We start from the raw sequence: 19825 nt of genomic DNA, 5'->3' as shown, positions 1-19825 counted from the left end.
TGATACTGCATCCCCCGGGGGATAACCCCCGGACCCCCAGCAGCACCCCGGCGTGCCGGCCCGTCAGCCGAAGAACAGCTGCACCACGTAGAAGCTCGCCGCCGCCACCAGCGCCGCCGCCGGCATCGTGATGAACCAGCCCAGGATGATGTTCTTCGCGACACCCCACCGCACCGCGTTCACCCGCTTCGTCGCGCCCACGCCCATGATCGCGGAAGTGATGACGTGCGTCGTGGAGATCGGCGCGTGGAAGAGGAACGCCGAGCCGAACATGATCGACGCGCCCGTCGTCTCCGCCGCGAACCCCTGCGGAGGGTCCAGCTCGATGATCTTCCGGCCGAGCGTCCGCATGATCCGCCAGCCACCCGCGTACGTACCCAGCGAGAGCATCACGGCGCACGCGATCTTCACCCACACCGGGATGTCGTCGCCCGACTGCTGCACATCCGCGATGACCAGGGCCATCACCACGATGCCCATCGTCTTCTGCGCGTCCTGCAGACCGTGGCCGAGCGCCATGCCCGCCGCGGACACCGTCTGCGCGATACGGAAACCGCGCTTCGCCTTGTGCGGGTTGGCCTTGCGGAACATCCACATGATCGCGCACATGACCAGGTAACCGGCGATCAGGCCGACCACCGGCGAGATGAACATCGGGATGACGACCTTGTCGAGCACGCCGCCCCAGATGACCTCCGTACCGCCGGCCAGCGCCGCGCCCACCATGCCGCCGAACAGCGCGTGCGAGGAGGAGGACGGCAGACCGAAGTACCAGGTCACCAGGTTCCAGATGATCGCGCCAACCAGCGCGGCGAAGAGGATGCCCATCCCCTTGTCGCCGTGCGGCGTCTCGATCAGGCCCTCACTGACGGTCTTCGCGACCCCGCTGCCGAGGAACGCGCCGGCGAGGTTCATCACCGCCGCCATCGCCAGCGCCGCCCGCGGGGTCAGCGCCCGGGTCGACACGGAGGTGGCGATGGCATTGGCCGAGTCGTGGAAGCCGTTCGTATACGTGAAGCCGAGCGCGACACCGATGGTCACGATCAGCGCAAAGGTGTCCACGAAGCCTCAGGACTCCTTGACCGCGATGGTCTCCACCGTGTTCGCCACATGCTCGAAGGCGTCGGCCGCCTCTTCCAGCACATCCACGATCTGCTTGAGCTTCAGCACCTCGATGGCGTCGTACTTGCCGTTGAAGAGCTGGGCGAGCAGCTTGCGGTGGATCTGGTCGGCCTGGTTCTCGAGCCGGTTGACCTCGATCCAGTACTCGGTGAGGTTGGACATCGTCCGCAGGTTCGGCATCGCCTCGGCGGTCAGCACGGCCGCGCGGGAGAGCACCTCGATCTGCTGCTCGACACCCTTGGGGAGCTCTTCGACGTTGTAGAGGACGACCAGGTCGACGGCCTCCTCCATGAAGTCCATGATGTCGTCGAGGGACGAAGCGAGGGAGTAGATGTCCTCGCGGTCGAACGGCGTGATGAAGGAGGAGTTCAGCTGGTGGAAGATCGCGTGGGTGGCGTCGTCACCGGCGTGTTCCGCTGCCCGCATCCGCTCTGCGATCTCGGCCCGGGCGGACATGTCCGCTCCGAGCAGTTCCATCAGGAGCTTCGAGCCCGTGACGATGTTGTCCGCGGACGCGGCGAACATGTCGTAGAAGCTCGTCTCCCTGGGGGTCAGACGAAATCGCACGTGGGGTCCTCGGGGTGCTGGGTTGGGTCAGGCTGATGCTAGGCGCATCATCCGGCCACGGCTAACCGGCGTCCCTTCAGTGTCGCCCATCAGGCACAGTGATCTGCACGGGCCCCCGCCCGGATCGGCGGGGATCGGTACCATATACCCACGAGGGGTATACACACCCTTTCTGGACAACGGGAGGACGCGATGACGACCACCGAGGCAGCCGAGGTCACCCCCGAGCCCGTCGGGGCCGCGGAACCCACCGACCACGACCACGGCGTGCACGGCTACCACAAGCAGAAGGACGAGCACCTCAAGCGGCTGCGCCGCATCGAGGGCCAGATCCGCGGTCTGCAGCGGATGGTCGACGAGGACACGTACTGCATCGACATACTCACTCAGGTCTCGGCCTCCACGAAGGCCCTGCAGTCCTTCGCGCTCCAGCTCCTGGAGGAGCACCTGCGCCACTGCGTCGCCGACGCGGCGATGAAGGGCGGCGACGAGATCGATGCCAAGGTGGAGGAGGCCACGAAGGCCATCGCCCGGATGATGCGTACCTGAGAGCCCGGGGCAGGCACCGGCCCGCCCCGGCCGATCAGCAGCAGTCCGCTCGCTCCGTCGCGACCCTCAGCACCTCGTCGATACGGTCCGCGCTGAGCCGCTCCCCGTCCGCGGCCGATGCCGCGATGATCAGTTCACCGCACAGCTCGATCTCGGCGAGAGCGACGCAGTCCTGGTCAGTGGGCACTGTCGCGGTACTGGGCGGAGCCACGCGCATTCACCTCTTCCTGCCGGCGTCGGTCTCCCAGCGTAGGGAGCGCGCCACACACCGCGCATGACACGTCCGGACCATTTGGCAATGGCCTGCACGCGACCCCCTGCTACACCTCGATCCTCCCGGCGTAGATGTCCTTCCGGTCCGGCAGCCGTACGTCGACGGCGGCACCGAACCCGTAGAGCAGCGTCGTCGACGCGACGGCGACCGTGCGCCCCTGGTTGGCGAAGCTGAACTGGTGGCGCACCTTGCGTAGCCGGCCCTGGTGGTCGAGGTACGCGTCGAAGGGCACGGTGTCCTTGGCAAACCCTTTCGCCGCCGCGGCGAGCGCCCCGCGCACCTGCGGCGAGGCGACCCGGGCGGCCACGGCGATGTCCGTGACCCCGCGGTAGTGGCTGACTTTCACCCCTGCCAGGTCGACCTCGCCGACATAGGTCACCTTCTGCGCGCCGCGCAGCAGCTCGGCGGCGGCAGCCGGGTCGGTGGCCCCGCCGGTGACGAGGTTGCCGTCGTCGAGGGTGGTCGTGTCCACCCGCACCCACTTGTCGGCGGGGACGCCGGCGCCGCGGTTCTTCATGTAGAGGGCACCGGGCGCGAGCAGCTCGGTGATGGGCCGGTGCTCGGAGGCTCCGGCGGCGTCCTTGGGCAGTACGACCTGGAGGCGGCCCGTGCGACGGCGGAAGTCGTACCCGCCCTCGCCCCTGATGGTGACCCGGGTCCCGCCGGTCGCCATCTCCATGCTGGTGCTCGCCTTGGAGGTGCCGGCCCGGGTGAGGACGTCGGCCGCGCCACGTACGGTCTTCGTCGGATCGCCGCTCGGCTTGGAGTCCTCGGGGGCGGAGCACCCGCCCGTGGCCACCGCGCCGACAAGGGCCGCCGCGACGGCGAGGGAGCCGCCCCCACGTCCGTACCGCTGCACCACCATCGCCTGCCAACCCCCAACGCCGTACCGCTGCTTGTCCGGGACCCGCCCGACCCGCCTAACGACGGTCCCGGGCCACCCGTCACGCGCAGTACGGTGGATCCGTGCATCAGCAGGCCCCGCATCACACGACCACGACGGAACGCGGCTCCTTCGCGATAGCCCGGTGCAGCTGTGGCTGGTCGGGCCCGGCGCGAAGATCGCGGGAGAAGGCCCGGTCGGACGGGGAGACGCACACGGATGCGGCGAGCCGGCACACGGCATAGCCGCGCCGCCCGGAACTCACCCTCCCGGGTCGCAGGACCCGGAACTCACCGTCCCGGGTCGCAGGGCTTGGAACTCACCGTCCCGGGTCGCAGGGCTTGGAACTCACCGTCCCGGGCCGCAACACTTGATCTCGCCGTCCCGGGCCGCGCCTCCTGATCGCGCTGTCCCGGACCACAGGACCCGGAACCAATCGGTCCCGGACCGCAGGACCCCGGACCGACGGCCTACGCGGCCAGGTCGTTCTCGCCCGATCCGATGCGCGGCTCGGGGATGTCGAGCGCCTCGGGCTGCGGGCAGCGCTTCGCGGCGTTCCGGGAGCGGACCAGCCAGGCGCCGTGCCGGGAGCGGGCGACGGCGGAGACGACCGGGGTCAGCAGGGCGCCGGCGAGAGGCGCGAGGAGCAGGGTCACCGCCGTGCCGAGGGCGAAGCCGCCGATGACGTCGGTCGGGTAGTGCACGCCCATGTAGACGCGGCAGAAGCCTTCGGCGAAGGCGAGCGCGATGGCGGCGAGGCCGAACTTCCGGTGCGCGACGAAGATCCCCACGCCGATCGCCATCGCCATGGTGGAGTGGTCGCTGACGAAGGAGAAGTCGGTCTTGCCGTCGACGAGGACCTCGAGGCCCTGATGGTCGTTGAACGGCCGCGGCCGCTCGACGAAGCCCCGGATGGGGATGTTGATCAGCAGCGCGACACCCGCGGCGAGCGGCGCCCAGACGAGCCCCGTGACGGCGGACACGGAGTCGGTCAGCGTGCCGCGCCGGCGGACGCTCCACCAGCACCAGAGCGCGACGAGGACGAGGCCGAGCATGATCCCGTACTCGCCTACGAACTCCATGACACGGTCGAACCACGGCGGAGCGTCCCGCGCCAGCCCGTTGATGTCTCTGAGCAGGCTGACATCGGGGTTCGAACCATCCGATGCGAGTTCAGCCATGTGCTGCGGCCCCTTGCCTTGTCACGTGAGTCGACCGTGGGCGGTCGTATCAGGGAACGAACCGCCTGAGGCGTGCGTTCCGCTCTTCCTCGACGATCACCACGACGTTACCGAAGAGTGACACGTCATCGCAGCTCAGGGCCTGTGCTTTACGGAGAGTTCCGGCCATGTCCGACAGTTCGTCAGGTCTGCGGCAGGTGCGTCGGCAGCGCCGCCGCGCCCTCCTTGGTGACCCGCGTCGCCCCGAAGTAGTCGGGTGTGTCCATCTTGGTGAAACGGATCACGGCCCCGGTGCGCGGGGCGTCGATCATGTAGCCGCCGCCCACGTAGATACCGACGTGCCTGATGGCGCGGGAGTTCGTCAGATCGTCGGAGAAGAAGACGAGGTCGCCGGGGAGCAGTTCGGCACGGGACGGATGCGGCCCGGCGTTGTACTGGTCGTTCGCGACACGCGGCAGCTCGACGCCGACGGTCCGGTACGCGGCCTGCGTCAGCCCGGAGCAATCGAATCGGCCATTCTGCGCGGCCGTTCCCGTACCGCCCCAGAGGTAGGGCGTGCCGAGCTTCTGCTGCGCGAAGTTGATCGCCCCGGCGGCCTGCCGCGAGGGTTCGACCCGGCCGAGGGGACGCGCGAAGCTCTTCTCCAGGGAGCGGATGATCCGCACGTAGTTCTGCGTCTCGCTGATGCGCGGCACCCCGCCGGACTTTATGACCCGGTACGCCCCCGCGTTGTACGCGGCGAGCATGTTGTTCGTCGCGTCTCCGGGCACGTTCTTCACATAGCCGGCGAGTTCACAGTCGTACGAGGCGGCGGACGGGATCGCGTCGGCGGGGTCCCAGACGTCCCGGTCGCCGTCCTTGTCGCCGTCGATGCCGTGACCGGCCCAGGTGCCGGGGATGAACTGCGCGATGCCCATGGCGTTGGCGGGCGAGACGACCCGCGGGTTCCAGCCGCTCTCCTGGTAGAGCTGCGCGGCGAGCAGGGCGGGATTGATGGCCGGGCAGAGATTCCCCCACTTCTGCACCAGCCCCTGGTACGCGGCCGGTACGGCGCCCTTGGCGAGCCCGACGGTGCCGTTCTTGGCGTCGCCCGCACCACCGATGAGCCCGGCAGCGGCGGAGTACGTACCGACGACGAGCAGCGCGACGAAGCTGAGACACGCCCCGAAGACGCCACCGGCCACCAGCCACGCCCTGCCGGCCTTGCCCGCCCTACGCACCGTCAACCACCCCTGGTGTCTCGGCAGTCCACCGACCGGCAATTCTAGGTGGGCGGGCCGCCCGTCGGGGGGTGAGCTGTTACCCGTTTCGGACAAAGTCCTGCAACCCCGGCCGACTTCCGGGACGTCTCTCGTCGCGCCGCACAACAGGATTCGGCCACAGGGGGACGATCATGAGCCACACGAGATCAGCACGGACGGCCCATCTGACACGCGTGACACGCCTGGCCGTCGCGAGCCTGGCCGCGACGCTGGCGGCGGGGCTGCTCGTCGGCTGCGGTCCGGACGACGGCAGTGGCGACGGCGCGCCGGGAGCCCCGAGCCCTACGGGCAGCGCGTCACCGTCCGGAAGTGCGTCTCCCACGGCCACCGCTACGCCGTCCCGCAGCGCGTCCCCCTCCCGCAGCGCTACGCCGTCCCGCAGCGCATCTCCTTCGCGACCCGCGGCCGCCGCCCTGACGTGCGATCAACTCCGCCACGCACAGGTACAGACCGCCCTCGTGAAGCTCCCCGACCATCCGCAGCCCTCGATGCGGCTGACCGACGGTCACTGGGAGGGCGAGGACGGCGTCCAGGTCGACCTCCAGCCCCAGTGCGCGACCGGCCAGATCGTGGGAGACGCCGCGGCCGACGCGGTGGGCGTCGTGAAGATCACCACGCCGGGCACGGGCCGCTTCTACACCCTCGTCGTATGGCGGAACGACCACGGCACCCCGGTCCCGTTCGCCACCGAGTCCCTCGGCGACCGCACCCCGGTCGTCTCCCTCGCGGTGACCCGTCCGGCCGTGACGGTGGTCTACCGCACCCGCCGTGAAGGCGAGCCCCTGGCCGTCACCACCCTGACCCGCACGGCGGTCTACCGTGTGGCCGGGGCGGGCCTGTACGAGGTCAGCCACGTCGACACGCCGTACGCAGGGGGCTGACGGGCTCTGCCGGGCGTCAGGCGCGGGGGACCCCGGACCTTGCACCGAAACGCCCGGCACCGCCGCCCCCACCAGGGGCGTCGGTTGAGTACCCGTACTCAACCGCCCCGGATCTGCGCGCCGTAACGTCGCGTCCATGACGCCGAGCACCACTCCCGCACCAGCATCCGCAGCAGCCCCACGGAGCCTCTTCCGGGCCCTGGTGCTCGTGGCGCTCGCCGCCGTCACCTGCGTCACCGCCACCGCGTGCTCCGTACTGCCCGGCAGGGACTACCCGACCGTCGACCCCACCACCGTCATCACACGGGTGCAGGCGCGGTCCCAGTGGGCCTACGACGCGATGGGCCTGCCGGCCACGACCCCCGTGACGGGTGGCCGGGTCTCCACCGCGCACACCTGCTACGAACGGTGGGCCATCGACCGGGTGGACCTCGACGTCGCCTCGTTCGCGTTCGACTGGTCCGTGCCCGCCGTCCAGGCCGACCGGGCCCGCGCCGCCGACCAGCGGCTGCGCGAGGCGTTCACCAAGGCCGGCTGGAAGCTCACGTACGACCGCCACCGCCAGAGCAAGGGCTCCCTGTCCCTCGGCTTCCGCTTCGAGGACCCGGCCACGGGCGACAAGTTCGACCTCGCCTGGCACGACACGACGGAGACGCTCTTCTTCAACTCGTACACGACCTGTGCGCAACTGCCCGAGGCGTACCTCTCCGGCTCCTGGCACAGCGCGGAGTGGAACCCACGCACCAGCGCCTGACCAGGGCCCGCCACCACCCCAAGAGTGCAACAACGACAGTCATTGCCCGGAGTCACCCTCCGTGATACACAGAGTGACCATACGCTTCTTCGCATAGAAACCGGCCACACCGTCGCAGGTCAAGACGGTCGGATCGGTCATCTGTGCGGGGATCGGGTAAAGAGAGCCGTCAAGCCGTCACACGCGGGCGGTTTCATCAGCGAAGATAGGGCGATGACCCATGCCATCAGGCAGGGGCGACGAACTACCCAACAGGGGCGGTGAGTTACATGTACCTGGCGGCCGAAGAAGGCGACATCACCACCATCATCGGTGGAATCGCCCCGAACTGGGGGCCTTTCGGGAGCCTGGGCAATGAAGCCAAGGTGATGATCGAGGTCGTGATGGCCGTGGCCATCCTGCTCTGCCTCGGCATCGCCATCTGGGGTGCGGCGAAGCAGCGCATCGGCGCGACAGCCCTCAGGGACACGTTCAGCGCCGAGCAGGGCAAGGGCCTGATCGTGGCCGGTCTGACCGGGGTCTTCATCATCGGGTCACTGGGGACGCTGTTCACGATCGTGTACGGGATGGCCGTCTAACCACCGAGGTCGGTTGCTTTCCTGATGTCCAGTCACCACACGGTTGAGAGGGCGTGCTTGCCATGAGCCTCGGCGACGACAACGACGGCTTCGGCGGCTCGGGCCAGACCCGCACGCGGCTCCCCGAGGGCGGCACCGGCGACGTCTACGGCGGCGCCCGCCGCCCACCGGCCCGCAACTCCCGCTCGCTCATCACGGTCGTGGGCGTGGTGGTCCTGCTGATCGCCGCGATCGCCTTCGCCAACAGAGGCAACGGCGACGACACGGAGACGACGGGCTCCACCCCGAACAAGGCAGCCGGCTCGAACGCCCCGACAGAGGCGACGGGCGTCCGCCCGGTGACGGGCAAGAACGGCCAGATCCCGACGGGCTTCGCCCGGGACGAGCAGGGGGCGCAGAGCGCGGCGTCGAACTATGCGGTGGCGCTGGGGTCGGACGGGATGTTCAAGCGGGACACCCGTCACCAGCTCGTCGACACCATCTACACCCCCGAAGCCGCCGCACAGCTCAAGGGCCGTCAGGACACGGCGTACTCGGCCGACTTCCTCAAGAGGATGGGCCTCGACGCCGACGGCAACGCGCCGCACGGCAGCACCTTCGTCTCCCGCACGATCCCGGTGGGCACCAAGGTGGAGAGCTTCAGCGGGAACTCCGCCAAGGTCTCCGTCTGGTACACCGGCCTGATCGGCATGTCGGGCACCGGCTCCACCGACCCCGTACGCACCACGTGGAAGACCTGGACCTTCGACCTCACCTGGACGGACAACGACTGGAAGGTCACGGCCGACACCGAGAAGGACGGCCCCGCGCCCGTCCCCGGCGACGTCGCGGCGTCCAGCGCCGAAGACATCAGCAAGGCCGTCGCGGAATTCGGAGGGTTCACTTATGCCCGGTAATCCCGGCGCTCGAACCGGTTCCCTCGCCAGGGCCCGCTCCCTCACCACCCTGGTGGTGGGTCTGCAGACCACGGCCTTCCTCTTCGCCGCCCGCGCGACGGCCGCGCCCACACCGACCCCCACACCGTCCTCCACCGGCGCCGACGAGTGCCGCTACCTCAGCGGCCACGCGAAGCGCTACTGCGAGCAGGGAGAGAGCAGCGGTTCGGGCGGCACCAGCAGCCCACCCGACCCCACCGCCGCCCTGGACCCCCTCTCCTCCCTCGCCCGCGGCTGCGCCGACGCCGCCGTCGCCATCGTCGACAAGCTCTCCCAGGCCGTCAAAGAGACCGCCGACGTCGACTTCACCAACCTCGAGTTCCTCGGCCGCTACGCCGTCGTCTTCGCCGCCGCCACCGTCCTCACCCTCCTCCTCTGGCTCCTCGCCGTCGCCAAGCGCGCCATCCGCGGCGTCCCCCTCACCACCGCCATCTCCGAGGCCATCGGCTTCCTCTGGCTGACCGTCCTCGCCTCCGCCTTCACCCCGCTGATCCTCTACACCGTCGTCAACGCCACCGACGCCGTCACCGAGGTCATCGCCTCCGGCACCGGCCAGCAGACCGACGTCTTCTTCGGCAGCTTCAAGGAAGCGCTCCAGAAGGGCGACAGCATCGGCGGCGGGCCCATCATGCTGATCATCGTCTCGCTGGTCAGCATCCTCGCCGCCGGCGTCCTCTATCTCGAACTGTTCCTGCGCGCCGTCCTGCTCTACGTCGGCGCCCTCCTCGGCGTCGTCGTCTACTCCGGACTCGTCGACAAGAACATGTGGGGTCACGTCCGCCGCTGGGCCGGGATCATGATCGCGGTGATCCTCGTCAAGCCGGTCATCGTCATCGTCCTCGGCCTCGCCGGAGCGCTCTCCTCCGGGACCGGGCCCGACTCGTTCTCCGCCGTCGTCTCCGGGCTCGCGATCATCCTGCTCGCCATCTTCGCCTCCGGGATGATCTACCGCTTCGTCCCCGGCTTCGGCGACGAGATCGTCGCCTCCCGCAACAACCGCCTCCACCGCGCCGGCGAGAACGCCGCCGCCGCCGTGATCTCCTCCCCCGCCTCCCTCGTCTCCCAGGGCATCAAGACCCACAGCGCCCGTGGCGACGGCGGAGGCAACAACTCCAACGGCTCCAACAACGCCCCGCGCCCCGCCAACCCCCTCTCGGGCGGCGTCGCCGCCCACAGCAGCCGCGGGGGCTCGGCCGGGGGCGGCGGCGGATCTGTCCCCTCCGCCGCACCCCCGCCGCGTAGCAGCAGCCCGACATCGGGCACCCCGCACAGCAACCGCAACAACACAGGAAGCACTGGAGGTGGAGGGCGTTGACGACCCAGTCCCAGCCGGTCACGCCCCGCCGTACGTATCTCATCGGCCGGGCCCGGCCGAACGCGATCGTCGGCAAGAACCGCGAAACCGGCGAGATCGCCCTGATCATCGCCGGTGCGTTCCTCGGCATGATGAGCGGACTCCTCGTCCCCGTCCTCACCCTGCGGATCGTGCTGCTCACCGGCTTTCCGCTGCTGGCACTGGCCGCCGTGTACGTCCCGTACAAGCACCGCACCTTCTACAAGTGGTTTGAGATCAACCGCAGCTACAAGCGGAGCCTGAAGCGCGGCACCGCCTACCGCTCCGCCGCCGCCGAAGCCGGCACCCGGCTCGACGGCCGCGAGGTCGAGGTCGGCCCGCCGCCCGGCATCGGCCGGATCAGCTGGCTCTCCGCCCCCTTCGGCCCCGACGAGATCGCCGTCCTCCTCCACGCCGACCGCCGCACCGTCACCGCCGCCATCGAGATCGAGGGCCCCGGCGTCGGCCTGCGCGACAGCGAGGACCAGGAAGCGCTGGTGGACCGTTTCGGCACGCTCCTGAAGCACGTCGCCAACGGGGACGGCTTCGTCACCCGCCTCCAGATGCTCGCCCGCACCCTCCCCGCCGACCCCGACGCCCACGCCAAGGACGTCGGCCAGCGCGGCGACCCGAACGCCCCGGCCTGGCTCCAGGAGTCGTACGAACAGCTCCAGTCGATGGTCTCCACCTCCAGCGAGCAGCACCGCGCCTACCTCGTGGCCTGTATGCACTACACCCGCGAACTCGCCGCCGAGGCCAACGCGATGGCCCGCGCCGCCCGCCACACCTCCGGCGCCCGCAAGCTCGACCGCGACGGCGGTCTCGCCGTCGTCATGGCCCGCGAGCTCACCGACATCTGCGCCCGCCTCGCCGAGGCCGACATCCGCGTACGACAGCCCCTCGGCCAGTCCCGGCTCGCCTCCCTCGTGCACTCCATGTACGACCCGGACCACCCCATGGACCACATCCAGGCCATGACGAAACGAAACGCTTGGCCCGCCGAACTCGACGCCATGGAGCCCACCTACCTCCAGGCCAAGACCCGCGAGTCCTCCACCCGCGCCCCCTGGTGCCACGCCACCGCCTGGGTGAAGGAGTGGCCGATGACCCCCGTCGGCGTCAACTTCCTCGCCCCGCTCCTCGTCCACACCCCGGACGTGATCCGTACGGTCGCCGTGACCATGGACCTCGAACCCACCGAGGTCGCCATCGAGCGGATGCTCACCGAGAAGACCAACGACGAGGCCGAGGCCTCCCGACAGGCCAAGATGAACCGCACGGTCGACCCGCGGGACATCGCCGCGCACGGCCGTCTCGACCAGCGCGGCGAAGACCTCGCCAGCGGCGCCGCGGGCGTCAACCTCGTCGGGTACATCACCGTGTCGTCGCGTTCGCCCGAGGCCCTGGCCAGGGACAAGCGCACGATCAGGGCCTCCGCGGGCAAGTCGTACCTGAAGCTGGAGTGGTGCGACCGCGAGCACCACCGGGCCTTTGTGAACACGCTGCCGTTCGCGACCGGCATCCGCCGCTAAAGGGGCCAGACTGATGCGAGATCCACTCTCCGCCCTCACCGAAGCCTTCACGTCCTTCGTCTTCGGCAAGGTGGAGACGACACGTCTGCCCGTCCGTACCTCGACCGGCCAGGCCCAGGCCGTCTATCTGCCCACCGCCGCCCCCGGCCTCGGCGACTCCGGTGTGATCATCGGCCGCGAGGTCTACAGCGGCAAGGGCTATATCTACGACCCGTTCCAGCTGTACGGCCAGCAGCTCCCGGCCCCCCACTGGCTGGTCCTCGGCGAGTCCGGCAACGGCAAGTCCGCGCTGGAGAAGACGTACGTCCTACGGCAGCTGCGGTTCCGCGACCGCCAGGTCGTCGTCCTCGACGCCCAGGGCGAGGACGGCGTCGGCGAATGGAACCTCATCGCGCAGGAGCTGGGAATAACTCCCATCCGCCTCGACCCGATGGTCGCCGTCGACGCCGGCATCCGGCTCAACCCGCTCGACCCGTCGATCACCACGACCGGGCAGCTCGCCCTGCTCCGTACGATCATCGAGGTCGCGATGGGCCACGGCCTGGACGAGCGCTCCGGCTTCGCGCTCAAGGTCGCCCACGCGTACGTCAACGCACACATCACCGACCGCCAGCCCATCCTCACCGACATCGTCGAGCAACTCCGCCACCCGGAAGCGGAGTCGGCCGAGGCGATGAACGTCGACATAGACGATGTACGCGCCTGGGGTCTGGACGTCGCGCTCGTCCTGGACCGGCTGGTCGACGGCGACCTGCGCGGCATGTTCGACGGCCCGACGACCGTCGGCATCGACCTGGACGCGCCGCTCATCGTCTTCGACCTGTCCCACATCGACCGCAACTCCATCGCCATGCCGATCCTCATGGCGATCGTCGGCGTCTGGCTGGAGCACACCTGGATCCGCCCCGACCGGAAGAAGCGCATCTTCCTGGTCGAGGAGGCCTGGCACATCATCAACAGCCCCTTCGTGGCCCAGCTGTTCCAGCGCCTGCTGAAGTTCGGCCGTCGGCTCGGCCTGTCCTTCGTCGCGGTCGTCCACCACCTCTCGGACGTCGTCGACGGCGCGGCGGCCCGGGAAGCCGCGGCCATCCTCAAGATGGCCTCGACCAGGACCATTTATGCCCAGAAAGCCGACGAGGCGAGGGCGACGGGACGGGTGCTCGGCCTGCCACGGTGGGCGGTCGAGATCATCCCGACGCTCACCCCCGGCATCGCCGTGTGGGACGTCAACGGCAATGTGCAGGTGGTCAAACACCTCATCACCGAGAAGGAACGGCCGCTCGTCTACACCGACCGCGCCATGACGGAGTCGTCCGTGGACCACGCCGTCGACCCGTCCATCGACCCGGAACTGGAATGGGAGACGGAACAGCGCGCCGCCCTCATCGAGCAGCAGCTGAACGACCCCTCGCAGTCGACGGTGGCATGAGATGTCGAAGGACCGTCAGGACCGGCAGCAAGGGGGCATCCCCGACGGGCTCGTGGTCGGCCTCGTCGGCTTCGTCCTCGGGCTGACCGTGCTCGTATGGACGGCGACCGGCCTGGCCGCCCTGCTCTCGAAGGGCGCCTGGCCGGCCACGGTCACCTTCACCAGAACGCCGATGGCCGTACGCGCCCTGATCGGCAACCCACAGGACCTGCCGGGCGCATGGCCCGACACCCCGGCGGGCGAGCTGTCGGGGTACGGGCTGTTCTGGGGACTGCTCATCGGCGAACTGATGGTGCTCGTGGTCCTCACGGTGTTCGCGGTGGGGACGCTGGCACGGTGGAGAGCGGTACGGGCGGGCAGACGGGCCACATACGGCACGGCGCCGGCGTTCGCGGCCCAGGCCCAGGCCCCAGCCCCGTCCCAGGCCCCGGCCCCGGAGGCTCAACCGGTCACGCAACCGGTCGTACAGCCGGTGTCCGAGCCGGTCGCCACCGCGGCGGAGACCCTCGTACAGCCCACCCTCCCACCGACAACCCCCGCGACGGCCCCCGCCCCACAGTCGGTCGCCCCGGCCCCCGTGCCCCAGACCGTCGTCCCTTCGCCCCGTACCCCACGCCTCCTCTACGGCACCCCCGCCACCCGTCGCCCCGCAGCGCTCCAAGCCGTCCAGGACGCCGAGGGCCCCGTCCTCGTGGTCACCTCCGACCCCACCGTCTGGGCCGACACCAAGGACGCCCGCGGCAAGCTCGGCCCCGTCCTGGTCTACGACCCCGGCCACCTCTGCGACACGCCCGCCCGCCTCCACTGGTCCCCGTCCTCCGGCTGCGAGGACCCGGCCACGGCCCAGGAGCGGGCGGTCGCGCTGCTCGCCCCCGTACGCCCGCCGTCCCGTCTGGACGCCGCGGTCGCCGACACCGCGGAAACGCTCCTGCGCTGCTGGCTGCACGCCGCGACCCTCGACGACCGCCCCTTCAAGCAGGTCCACCGCTGGGCCCAGGGCACGGGAGCCCACGAGCCCGTACAGATCCTCCGTACACACCTCAAGGCAGCCTCCGGCCACGCCGGACTCCTGGAGTCCGCGCTCACCGCTCATCCGGAACGACGCGAGATCGCCCAGGAGCTGACCGCCCGCGCCCTCTCCGCGCTCTCCTCGATCCACATCAGGGACGCCTGCACCCCGAACCGAACGGATTCGCTGGCGCTGGAATCATTCGCCGCTGAAGGGGGCACCCTCTATGTGGTCGGTGAAACCATCGAGGACCCGCGCACCCGCCCCGGCGCGATGCCCCTGCTCACCGCCCTCACCGCAAGCGTGGTCGAGCACGGCCGCCGCATGGCCGCACGGTCATCCGACGGTCGGCTCGACCCACCAATGACGCTCGTCCTCGACGACGTCGCCGCCGTGGCTCCCCTTCCCCGGCTCCCGGAGCTGCTGGCAAGCGGCCAGGACCAGGGCCTGCCGACCCTGGTCCTGCTCCGCTCCCAGGAACAGGCCCGCGCCCGCTGGCCGGAGCCCCTGCTCCAGGCCTAGGGGGCCGAGCCGCGCCGTCAGGCGGTACGGACCGATCACCGCCGGGTCTCCCGGCTGCAACTCCTGCACGATTCCCCCGAGTCCGCTGGAGTCACCAGCTTCTCAGGAGCACGACCGCCGGAGCCAGGCCCCGGCGTCAAACCCCCGGAGCCGACCCGGAGCCGACCCCGGCACCGAACCCTCGGCGCTACGCCGTCGGCCGCAGGATCTCGTACTCCAGCTCGTGCGCGGAGTCGTCGCCCGGCACCCCCACCCGGTCGCCCGTCGCCTCGAACCCGAACCGGCGGTAGAAGGCGGCGGCCCGCGCGTTGTCCTCGTGCACATACAGCCGCTCGCGCCGCACCGCCGGCTCCGGCAGCGACCAGGACCACTCCACACCCGCCCGGAACAGCGCCTCGGTCACACCCGTACCGCGGGCCTCCGGCCGTACGTACACACCCACGATGTGCGTCTGGTCGACCTTCGCCGCCTCGCCGAACCGCACCTCGTCCGACGGTCGCTCCACCAGGACCGAGATCGTTCCCACCCAGCTGCCGTCCGGCGCCTCGGCCACGAACTGACGGGCGCTCGTCCCGCTCTCGGACGCGCCCTCCGCCCGCTCCTGCCAGAACGAGTCGGGCCGCGCGGCCGCGGCCTCGTGGGTGTCCAGGAAGGCGATCTTCGCCACCGGGTCCTGGAGAGCGGAGAGTCGGATCTCCCGGGTCTGCTCCCATTCGTCGGCGCGGATGACACGTATCAAGTAGTCCATGACCGTGATCCTCGCCGCCGTACACCGCCCCCGACAAGCTCTTTCTCCCCGTCGTACCCCGGTACTACGTCACAGGCCCGGCTCCCGCCCACGGTCGGACGATCCGCCGCCGTCCGCTCCGTAGCGTCGTGGACATGATCCGAGCAGAAGAACTCACCAAGCGGTACGGCGCCAGGACCGTCGTCCAGGACCTCAGCTTCACCGTCCGCCCCGGCACCGTCACCGGCTTCCTCGGCCCCAACGGCGCCGGCAAGTCCACCACCATGCGCATGCTCCTCGGCCTGGACGCACCCACCCGCGGCCGCTCCACCATCGGCGGCCGCGCCTACGCCGGCCACACCGCACCCCTCACCCAGGTCGGCGCGCTCCTCGAAGCCCGCTCGATCCACCCCGGCCGCTCCGCCTTCCACCACCTCATGGCGCTCGCCCACACCCACGGCATCCCGCGCTCCCGCGTCGAGCACGTCCTCGGCCTCAGCGGCCTCACCGAGGTAGCCAGCCGCCGCGTCAAGGGCTTCTCGCTCGGCATGGGCCAGCGCCTCGGCATCGCAGCCGCCCTCCTCGGCGACCCCGAGACGGTCGTCCTCGACGAGCCGGTCAACGGCCTCGACCCCGAGGGCGTGCTGTGGATCCGTACGCTCCTCAAGTCCCTCGCCGCCGAGGGACGCACGGTCCTGGTCTCCTCCCACCTGATGAGCGAGATGGCGCTGACCGCCGACCACCTGATCGTCATCGGCAAGGGCCGGCTGCTCGCGGACACCACCGTCGACGCGCTCGTACGGGAGTCGGGCGGCGCCTCGGTCAAGGTCGTCACCCCCGACCCGGACCGCCTCAGCACCCTCCTCCCCACGGCACACGTCGTCACGGAGGCCGCCGACACCCTCCGCGTCACCGGCGTCGAAGCCGCGGACATCGGCCGCGCGGCCGCCGCCCACGGCGTACCGCTCTACGAACTCACCCCGCAGACCGCCTCGCTGGAGCAGGCGTTCATGGACCTCACCCACGACTCGGTCGAATACCAGGGAGCCGCAGCATGAGCACGACGACCGCGCACACGTACCGCGTCACCCCCACCCGCGTCCTGCGCTCCGAATGGCACAAGCTGTGGACGGTCCGCTCGACCTGGATCACCGTCCTCGCCTCGGTCGCGTTCCTCCTCGGCGTCGGCATCCTCATGGGCGCCACCTACACCTCCGACGGCGGCGACTCCGACGTCGACACGGTCATCCTCAGCCTCTACGGCTCCCAGCTCGGCGGGATCTGCCTCGCCGTCCTCGGCATCCTCGTCACGGCCGGCGAGTACTCCACCGGCCTGATCAGAGCCTCGATGACCGCCGTTCCACGCCGTACACCGGTCCTCTGGGCAAAGGCCACGGTCTTCACGACCGTCGTCTTCACCGTCTCCTTCGTGGCCGCCCTGATCACCTTCCTCACCGCGCAGATCTTCCTCTCCGACACCGACCAGGCGGCCTCACTCACCGACGACGGAGTCCTGGCCGCCGTCGCGGGCAACGCGGCCGGCGTCACCCTGCTCAGCCTCATCGCCCTCGGCCTCGGCGCCGCGCTGCGCTCGGTGCCGGGCGGCATCGGGGCCTTCGTCGGCGGCGTCCTGATCCTCCCCGAGGTCCTCGGAATGCTCCCGTACGACGCCGTCGAGACCGCCCTCACGTACTTCCCCACCCAGGCCGCCGGCGCCCTCGGCTCCGCCGACCCCATGCCGAACGCGGCCTCCCCCGGCGGCGCGCTGCTCGCCCTGTGCCTGTGGGCCGCGGCAACCCTGATCGTCCCGGCGCTGTTGCTCAAGCGCCGAGACGTATGAGGATGAGCGGATGATCACGGAGAAGCGGCCCGGCACCGAGGAGGAACCCCTCAACGGTGTCGGGACCGAGGAGGAACCCCTCAGCCGGTACCTCCAGCGGCAGACCCAACGCATACGGGCCTTCGACGCCCGCCGCCCCTGGGTCTGGGACGCACTGCTCGCCGCCTTCTGGACGGGAGCCGCCCTGACCGACGCGGCGGGCGGCTGGCGGAACATCGCCCGCGACCCGTCCGTACCGGCCTGGCTGGTCCTCGCCCTGAGCCTGGCCCTCTCCGTCCCGCTGCTGTGGCGCCGCCGCCGGCCCATGACCGTCCTCGCCGTGATGGCCTGCGCGTCCCTCCTCAGCAACTGGACCGGCGCGTTCCTCCAGGCCGGCTTCCTCCAGGCCGTCGTCGTCTTCCACATCGCTCTACGGCTGCCCCTGCGCACCCTGCTCTGGCCGCTCATCGTGATCACGTCACCCCTGGTGGTGGGCGCGATCCGCTTCCCGAAAGACAGCTGGGACCAGCAGATCGTCCCCACCCTGTGGGCGTACGCGATGGTCGCCCTCCTCGGCATCGCGGTCCGCTCCCGCCAGGACTACACGGCCGCCCTCGTCGACAAGGCCCGACGCCTCGAGGTCGAACGCGACCAGCAGGCCCAACTGGCGGCGGCAGCCGAACGCACGCGGATCGCCCGCGAGATGCACGACATCATCGGCCACAACCTCTCGGTCATCACCGGACTCGCGGACGGCGGCAAGTACGCGGCCGCGAAGAACCCGGAACGCGCCGCCGAGGCCCTCGACGCCATCAGCACGACCAGCCGCCAGGCCCTCGCGGAACTCCGGCGGCTCCTGCGCGGAGAGGCGGTACGCGATCCGCAGCCCACGCTGGACGACCTGGAGGCGCTGATCGCCGGCGTACGGACGGCGGGCCTGCCGGTACGACTGGAGATCCTGGGCGACCCCCAACCCCTGGCGACCGGTGCGCAGCTGACGGTCTACCGAGTCATCCAGGAAGCCCTGACGAACACCCTCAAGCACGCGGGAACGAAGGCCGAGGCGACAGTCCTCCTCTCGTACGGCCAGGAGGAGTTGACGGCCGAGGTCACGGACACCGGCGGTCCCGCAAGGGGGATCATCGGAACGGGCCAGGGAGTTACGGGTATGCGCGAGCGCGCCGCCCTCTACGACGGCACACTCGAAGCGGATCCGCTGCCGCCCGGCGGCTGGCGCGTACGACTCCGACTCCCGCTGGAGGATTCCCGCTCGTGACGACGGTGCTGATCGCGGACGACCAGGCGATGCAACGCTTCGGCTTCCGCATGTTGTTGGAGAGCCAGGACGACATGACGGTCGTCGGCGAGGCCCCGAACGGCACCGAGGCGATCCGCCTGGTGGAGCGGTACCACCCCGATGTCGTCCTGATGGACATCCGGATGCCGGGCCTCGACGGCATCGAGGCCACACGCCGGATCGTCGCAGCCGGCGGCCGCACCCGCGTCCTGATCGTCACGACGTTCGACCTCGACGAGTACGCCTACGACGGCCTGCGCGCCGGTGCCAGCGGCTTCCTGGTCAAGGACGCCCAGCCCGAGGAGCTCCTGTCGGGCATCCGCGCGGTGGCCGCCGGCGACGCGGTGGTGGCCCCCGGCCTCACGCGCCGCCTCCTCGACGCCTACATCCACCACCTCCCGACCACTCCGGGCACACCCCGCGAGGACCCCCGCCTCTCGGCCCTCACGGACCGGGAGCGCGAGATCCTCACGGTCATCGCCCAGGGCTGGACGAACACGGAGATCGCCGAACGCCTCCACCTCGCGGAATCGACGGTAAAGACCCATGTGAGCCGCATCCTGTCGAAAACGGGCGCGAGGGACCGCGTCCAGGCGGTCATCCTGGCGTACGACACCCAACTGGTGACGCCAGGTCAGTGATAAGGGTTCAACGGCTTCAGGTCGAGATCGAACCCGAAGGGCCCGGGAATACGGATCGACTCCCCGAACTTCCGGTCGGTACGGGTGTGGTACCTGTCGTGGTTCGGCTCGGAGAACAGCGTGACTGTGGAATCACGGGCATCGACGATCAGGTACAGCGGAATCTGCATGACCGCGTAGTCGGCGAGCTTGGCCACCCAGTCGTTCTCGGGGTTGGAGGGCGGGACGATCTCGACGGCGATGAGAGCGAGATCCGCTACCGCGGTGTTCCCTTCGCTCTCCATGACCTCGTCGGGCAGGTAGCTGAGGTCCGGGTTCCGGAGCTTCGCCGCGTACGGTTTGGGGGCGATCCGCTGAGCTTCTTCGAGGAGGGGGAGGTGCTGCGGGTCGATCGTCACGGTGTCTTCCAGAGGGATGGCCGGACCAGAGTACCCAAACGCAGAAAAGCCCCGCACCATAAGGTGCGGGGCTTTCCCACAATGATTGTTCGGCGGCGTCCTACTCTCCCACAGGGTCCCCCCTGCAGTACC

At 70.0% G+C, this 19825-nt stretch carries 21 protein-coding genes; 13 read left to right on the top strand and 8 right to left on the bottom strand.

What is annotated here, in order from left to right:
* Positions 1–63 precede the first annotated feature (63 nt).
* Positions 64–1062 (bottom strand): inorganic phosphate transporter, encoded by a 999-nt coding sequence (locus ACZ561_RS31680; protein WP_384516735.1) that lies wholly within the window; start codon positions 1060–1062, stop codon positions 64–66.
* Positions 1063–1068: 6 nt separating this feature from the next.
* Positions 1069–1689, bottom strand: a complete 621-nt coding sequence (locus ACZ561_RS31675; RefSeq protein ID WP_471001552.1) for a DUF47 domain-containing protein — start codon at positions 1687–1689, stop codon at positions 1069–1071.
* A 192-nt stretch (positions 1690–1881) separates the two neighbouring features.
* Here ACZ561_RS31675 and ACZ561_RS31670 point away from each other — a divergent pair, with 192 nt between their 5' ends.
* A complete protein-coding gene (locus ACZ561_RS31670; RefSeq protein WP_329118045.1) occupies positions 1882–2238 on the top strand; it encodes a metal-sensitive transcriptional regulator in 357 nt (118 codons plus the stop codon).
* Positions 2239–2272: 34 nt separating this feature from the next.
* Here ACZ561_RS31670 and ACZ561_RS31665 read toward each other — a convergent pair whose 3' ends face one another.
* The 4 genes from ACZ561_RS31665 to ACZ561_RS31650 form a co-directional block, all read right to left on the bottom strand.
* Positions 2273–2455, bottom strand: a complete 183-nt coding sequence (locus tag ACZ561_RS31665; protein ID WP_329118047.1) for a hypothetical protein — start codon at positions 2453–2455, stop codon at positions 2273–2275.
* 103 nt (positions 2456–2558) lie between these two features.
* Complete coding sequence (locus ACZ561_RS31660; RefSeq protein WP_471001549.1) at positions 2559–3377, bottom strand: SCO4651 family lipoprotein; 819 nt, start codon at positions 3375–3377, stop codon at positions 2559–2561.
* A 488-nt stretch (positions 3378–3865) separates the two neighbouring features.
* Complete coding sequence (locus ACZ561_RS31655) at positions 3866–4576, bottom strand: phosphatase PAP2 family protein (protein ID WP_376443536.1); 711 nt, start codon at positions 4574–4576, stop codon at positions 3866–3868.
* Between the two features lie 182 nt (positions 4577–4758).
* Entirely contained in the window at positions 4759–5796 is a 1038-nt protein-coding gene (locus ACZ561_RS31650; protein ID WP_471002065.1) for a C40 family peptidase, read from the bottom strand.
* Between the two features lie 500 nt (positions 5797–6296).
* Between ACZ561_RS31650 and ACZ561_RS31645 the strand changes: the two genes are divergently transcribed.
* From ACZ561_RS31645 to ACZ561_RS31610, 8 genes are all read left to right on the top strand, one after another.
* On the top strand, positions 6297–6719 hold the full coding sequence (locus tag ACZ561_RS31645; RefSeq protein WP_471001546.1) for a hypothetical protein: 423 nt from the start codon (positions 6297–6299) through the stop codon (positions 6717–6719).
* 136 nt (positions 6720–6855) lie between these two features.
* Complete coding sequence (locus ACZ561_RS31640; protein WP_471001543.1) at positions 6856–7473, top strand: hypothetical protein; 618 nt, start codon at positions 6856–6858, stop codon at positions 7471–7473.
* A 269-nt stretch (positions 7474–7742) separates the two neighbouring features.
* Entirely contained in the window at positions 7743–8051 is a 309-nt protein-coding gene (locus ACZ561_RS31635; protein WP_260230621.1) for a hypothetical protein, read from the top strand.
* A 62-nt stretch (positions 8052–8113) separates the two neighbouring features.
* Positions 8114–8947, top strand: coding sequence for a DUF8175 domain-containg protein (locus tag ACZ561_RS31630; RefSeq protein ID WP_471002062.1), 834 nt, complete (start codon positions 8114–8116; stop codon positions 8945–8947).
* Entirely contained in the window at positions 8937–10301 is a 1365-nt protein-coding gene (locus tag ACZ561_RS31625; protein ID WP_471001540.1) for a hypothetical protein, read from the top strand. Before ACZ561_RS31630 ends, ACZ561_RS31625 begins: the two co-directional genes overlap by 11 nt.
* Positions 10298–11851 carry an SCO6880 family protein gene (locus tag ACZ561_RS31620; RefSeq protein WP_376443549.1) on the top strand — a complete coding sequence of 518 codons (1554 nt, stop codon included), beginning with the start codon at positions 10298–10300 and terminating at the stop codon, positions 11849–11851. Before ACZ561_RS31625 ends, ACZ561_RS31620 begins: the two co-directional genes overlap by 4 nt.
* A 13-nt stretch (positions 11852–11864) precedes the next feature.
* A complete protein-coding gene (locus ACZ561_RS31615; RefSeq protein ID WP_471001536.1) occupies positions 11865–13280 on the top strand; it encodes an ATP-binding protein in 1416 nt (471 codons plus the stop codon).
* A gap of 1 nt (position 13281) precedes the next feature.
* A complete protein-coding gene (locus ACZ561_RS31610) occupies positions 13282–14811 on the top strand; it encodes a type IV secretory system conjugative DNA transfer family protein (protein ID WP_471001533.1) in 1530 nt (509 codons plus the stop codon).
* Between the two features lie 187 nt (positions 14812–14998).
* Here ACZ561_RS31610 and ACZ561_RS31605 read toward each other — a convergent pair whose 3' ends face one another.
* Positions 14999–15559: a GNAT family N-acetyltransferase gene (locus ACZ561_RS31605; protein WP_471001530.1), complete on the bottom strand. Its 561-nt coding sequence runs from the start codon at positions 15557–15559 to the stop codon at positions 14999–15001.
* A gap of 134 nt (positions 15560–15693) precedes the next feature.
* Here ACZ561_RS31605 and ACZ561_RS31600 point away from each other — a divergent pair, with 134 nt between their 5' ends.
* The 4 genes from ACZ561_RS31600 to ACZ561_RS31585 are packed head-to-tail and all read left to right on the top strand — an operon-like array spanning position 15694 to position 19295.
* Positions 15694–16596: an ATP-binding cassette domain-containing protein gene (locus ACZ561_RS31600; RefSeq protein ID WP_471001527.1), complete on the top strand. Its 903-nt coding sequence runs from the start codon at positions 15694–15696 to the stop codon at positions 16594–16596.
* Positions 16593–17378: an ABC transporter permease gene (locus ACZ561_RS31595; protein ID WP_471001524.1), complete on the top strand. Its 786-nt coding sequence runs from the start codon at positions 16593–16595 to the stop codon at positions 17376–17378. The genes ACZ561_RS31600 and ACZ561_RS31595 overlap by 4 nt, the downstream gene beginning before the upstream one ends.
* Before the next feature lie 10 nt (positions 17379–17388).
* Positions 17389–18633, top strand: coding sequence for a sensor histidine kinase (locus tag ACZ561_RS31590; RefSeq protein WP_471001521.1), 1245 nt, complete (start codon positions 17389–17391; stop codon positions 18631–18633).
* Complete coding sequence (locus tag ACZ561_RS31585) at positions 18630–19295, top strand: response regulator (RefSeq protein ID WP_471001518.1); 666 nt, start codon at positions 18630–18632, stop codon at positions 19293–19295. The genes ACZ561_RS31590 and ACZ561_RS31585 overlap by 4 nt, the downstream gene beginning before the upstream one ends.
* Here ACZ561_RS31585 and ACZ561_RS31580 read toward each other — a convergent pair.
* Positions 19289–19693: a Uma2 family endonuclease gene (locus tag ACZ561_RS31580; protein WP_471001515.1), complete on the bottom strand. Its 405-nt coding sequence runs from the start codon at positions 19691–19693 to the stop codon at positions 19289–19291. The two genes, ACZ561_RS31585 and ACZ561_RS31580, sit on opposite strands and share 7 nt — an antisense overlap.
* Between the last annotated feature and the right edge of the window lie 132 nt (positions 19694–19825).

It is taken from the genome of Streptomyces sp. NPDC039609, assembly GCF_055596705.1.
This window is presented reverse-complemented; position numbering and strand designations above follow the sequence as displayed.

Bases quoted from the DNA above. Each gene is read 5' to 3' on its own strand.
- ACZ561_RS31635 (WP_260230621.1), top strand. From the start codon at position 7,743: ATGTACCTGGCGGCCGAAGAAGGCGACATCACCACCATCATCGGTGGA.
- ACZ561_RS31665 (WP_329118047.1), bottom strand. From the start codon at position 2,455: ATGCGCGTGGCTCCGCCCAGTACCGCGACAGTGCCCACTGACCAGGAC.
- ACZ561_RS31595 (WP_471001524.1), top strand. From the start codon at position 16,593: ATGAGCACGACGACCGCGCACACGTACCGCGTCACCCCCACCCGCGTC.
- ACZ561_RS31625 (WP_471001540.1), top strand. From the start codon at position 8,937: ATGCCCGGTAATCCCGGCGCTCGAACCGGTTCCCTCGCCAGGGCCCGC.
- ACZ561_RS31600 (WP_471001527.1), top strand. From the start codon at position 15,694: ATGATCCGAGCAGAAGAACTCACCAAGCGGTACGGCGCCAGGACCGTC.
- ACZ561_RS31630 (WP_471002062.1), top strand. From the start codon at position 8,114: ATGAGCCTCGGCGACGACAACGACGGCTTCGGCGGCTCGGGCCAGACC.
- ACZ561_RS31640 (WP_471001543.1), top strand. From the start codon at position 6,856: ATGACGCCGAGCACCACTCCCGCACCAGCATCCGCAGCAGCCCCACGG.
- ACZ561_RS31605 (WP_471001530.1), bottom strand. From the start codon at position 15,559: ATGGACTACTTGATACGTGTCATCCGCGCCGACGAATGGGAGCAGACC.
- ACZ561_RS31655 (WP_376443536.1), bottom strand. From the start codon at position 4,576: ATGGCTGAACTCGCATCGGATGGTTCGAACCCCGATGTCAGCCTGCTC.
- ACZ561_RS31590 (WP_471001521.1), top strand. From the start codon at position 17,389: ATGATCACGGAGAAGCGGCCCGGCACCGAGGAGGAACCCCTCAACGGT.
- ACZ561_RS31670 (WP_329118045.1), top strand. From the start codon at position 1,882: ATGACGACCACCGAGGCAGCCGAGGTCACCCCCGAGCCCGTCGGGGCC.
- ACZ561_RS31610 (WP_471001533.1), top strand. From the start codon at position 13,282: ATGTCGAAGGACCGTCAGGACCGGCAGCAAGGGGGCATCCCCGACGGG.
- ACZ561_RS31615 (WP_471001536.1), top strand. From the start codon at position 11,865: ATGCGAGATCCACTCTCCGCCCTCACCGAAGCCTTCACGTCCTTCGTC.
- ACZ561_RS31660 (WP_471001549.1), bottom strand. From the start codon at position 3,377: ATGGTGGTGCAGCGGTACGGACGTGGGGGCGGCTCCCTCGCCGTCGCG.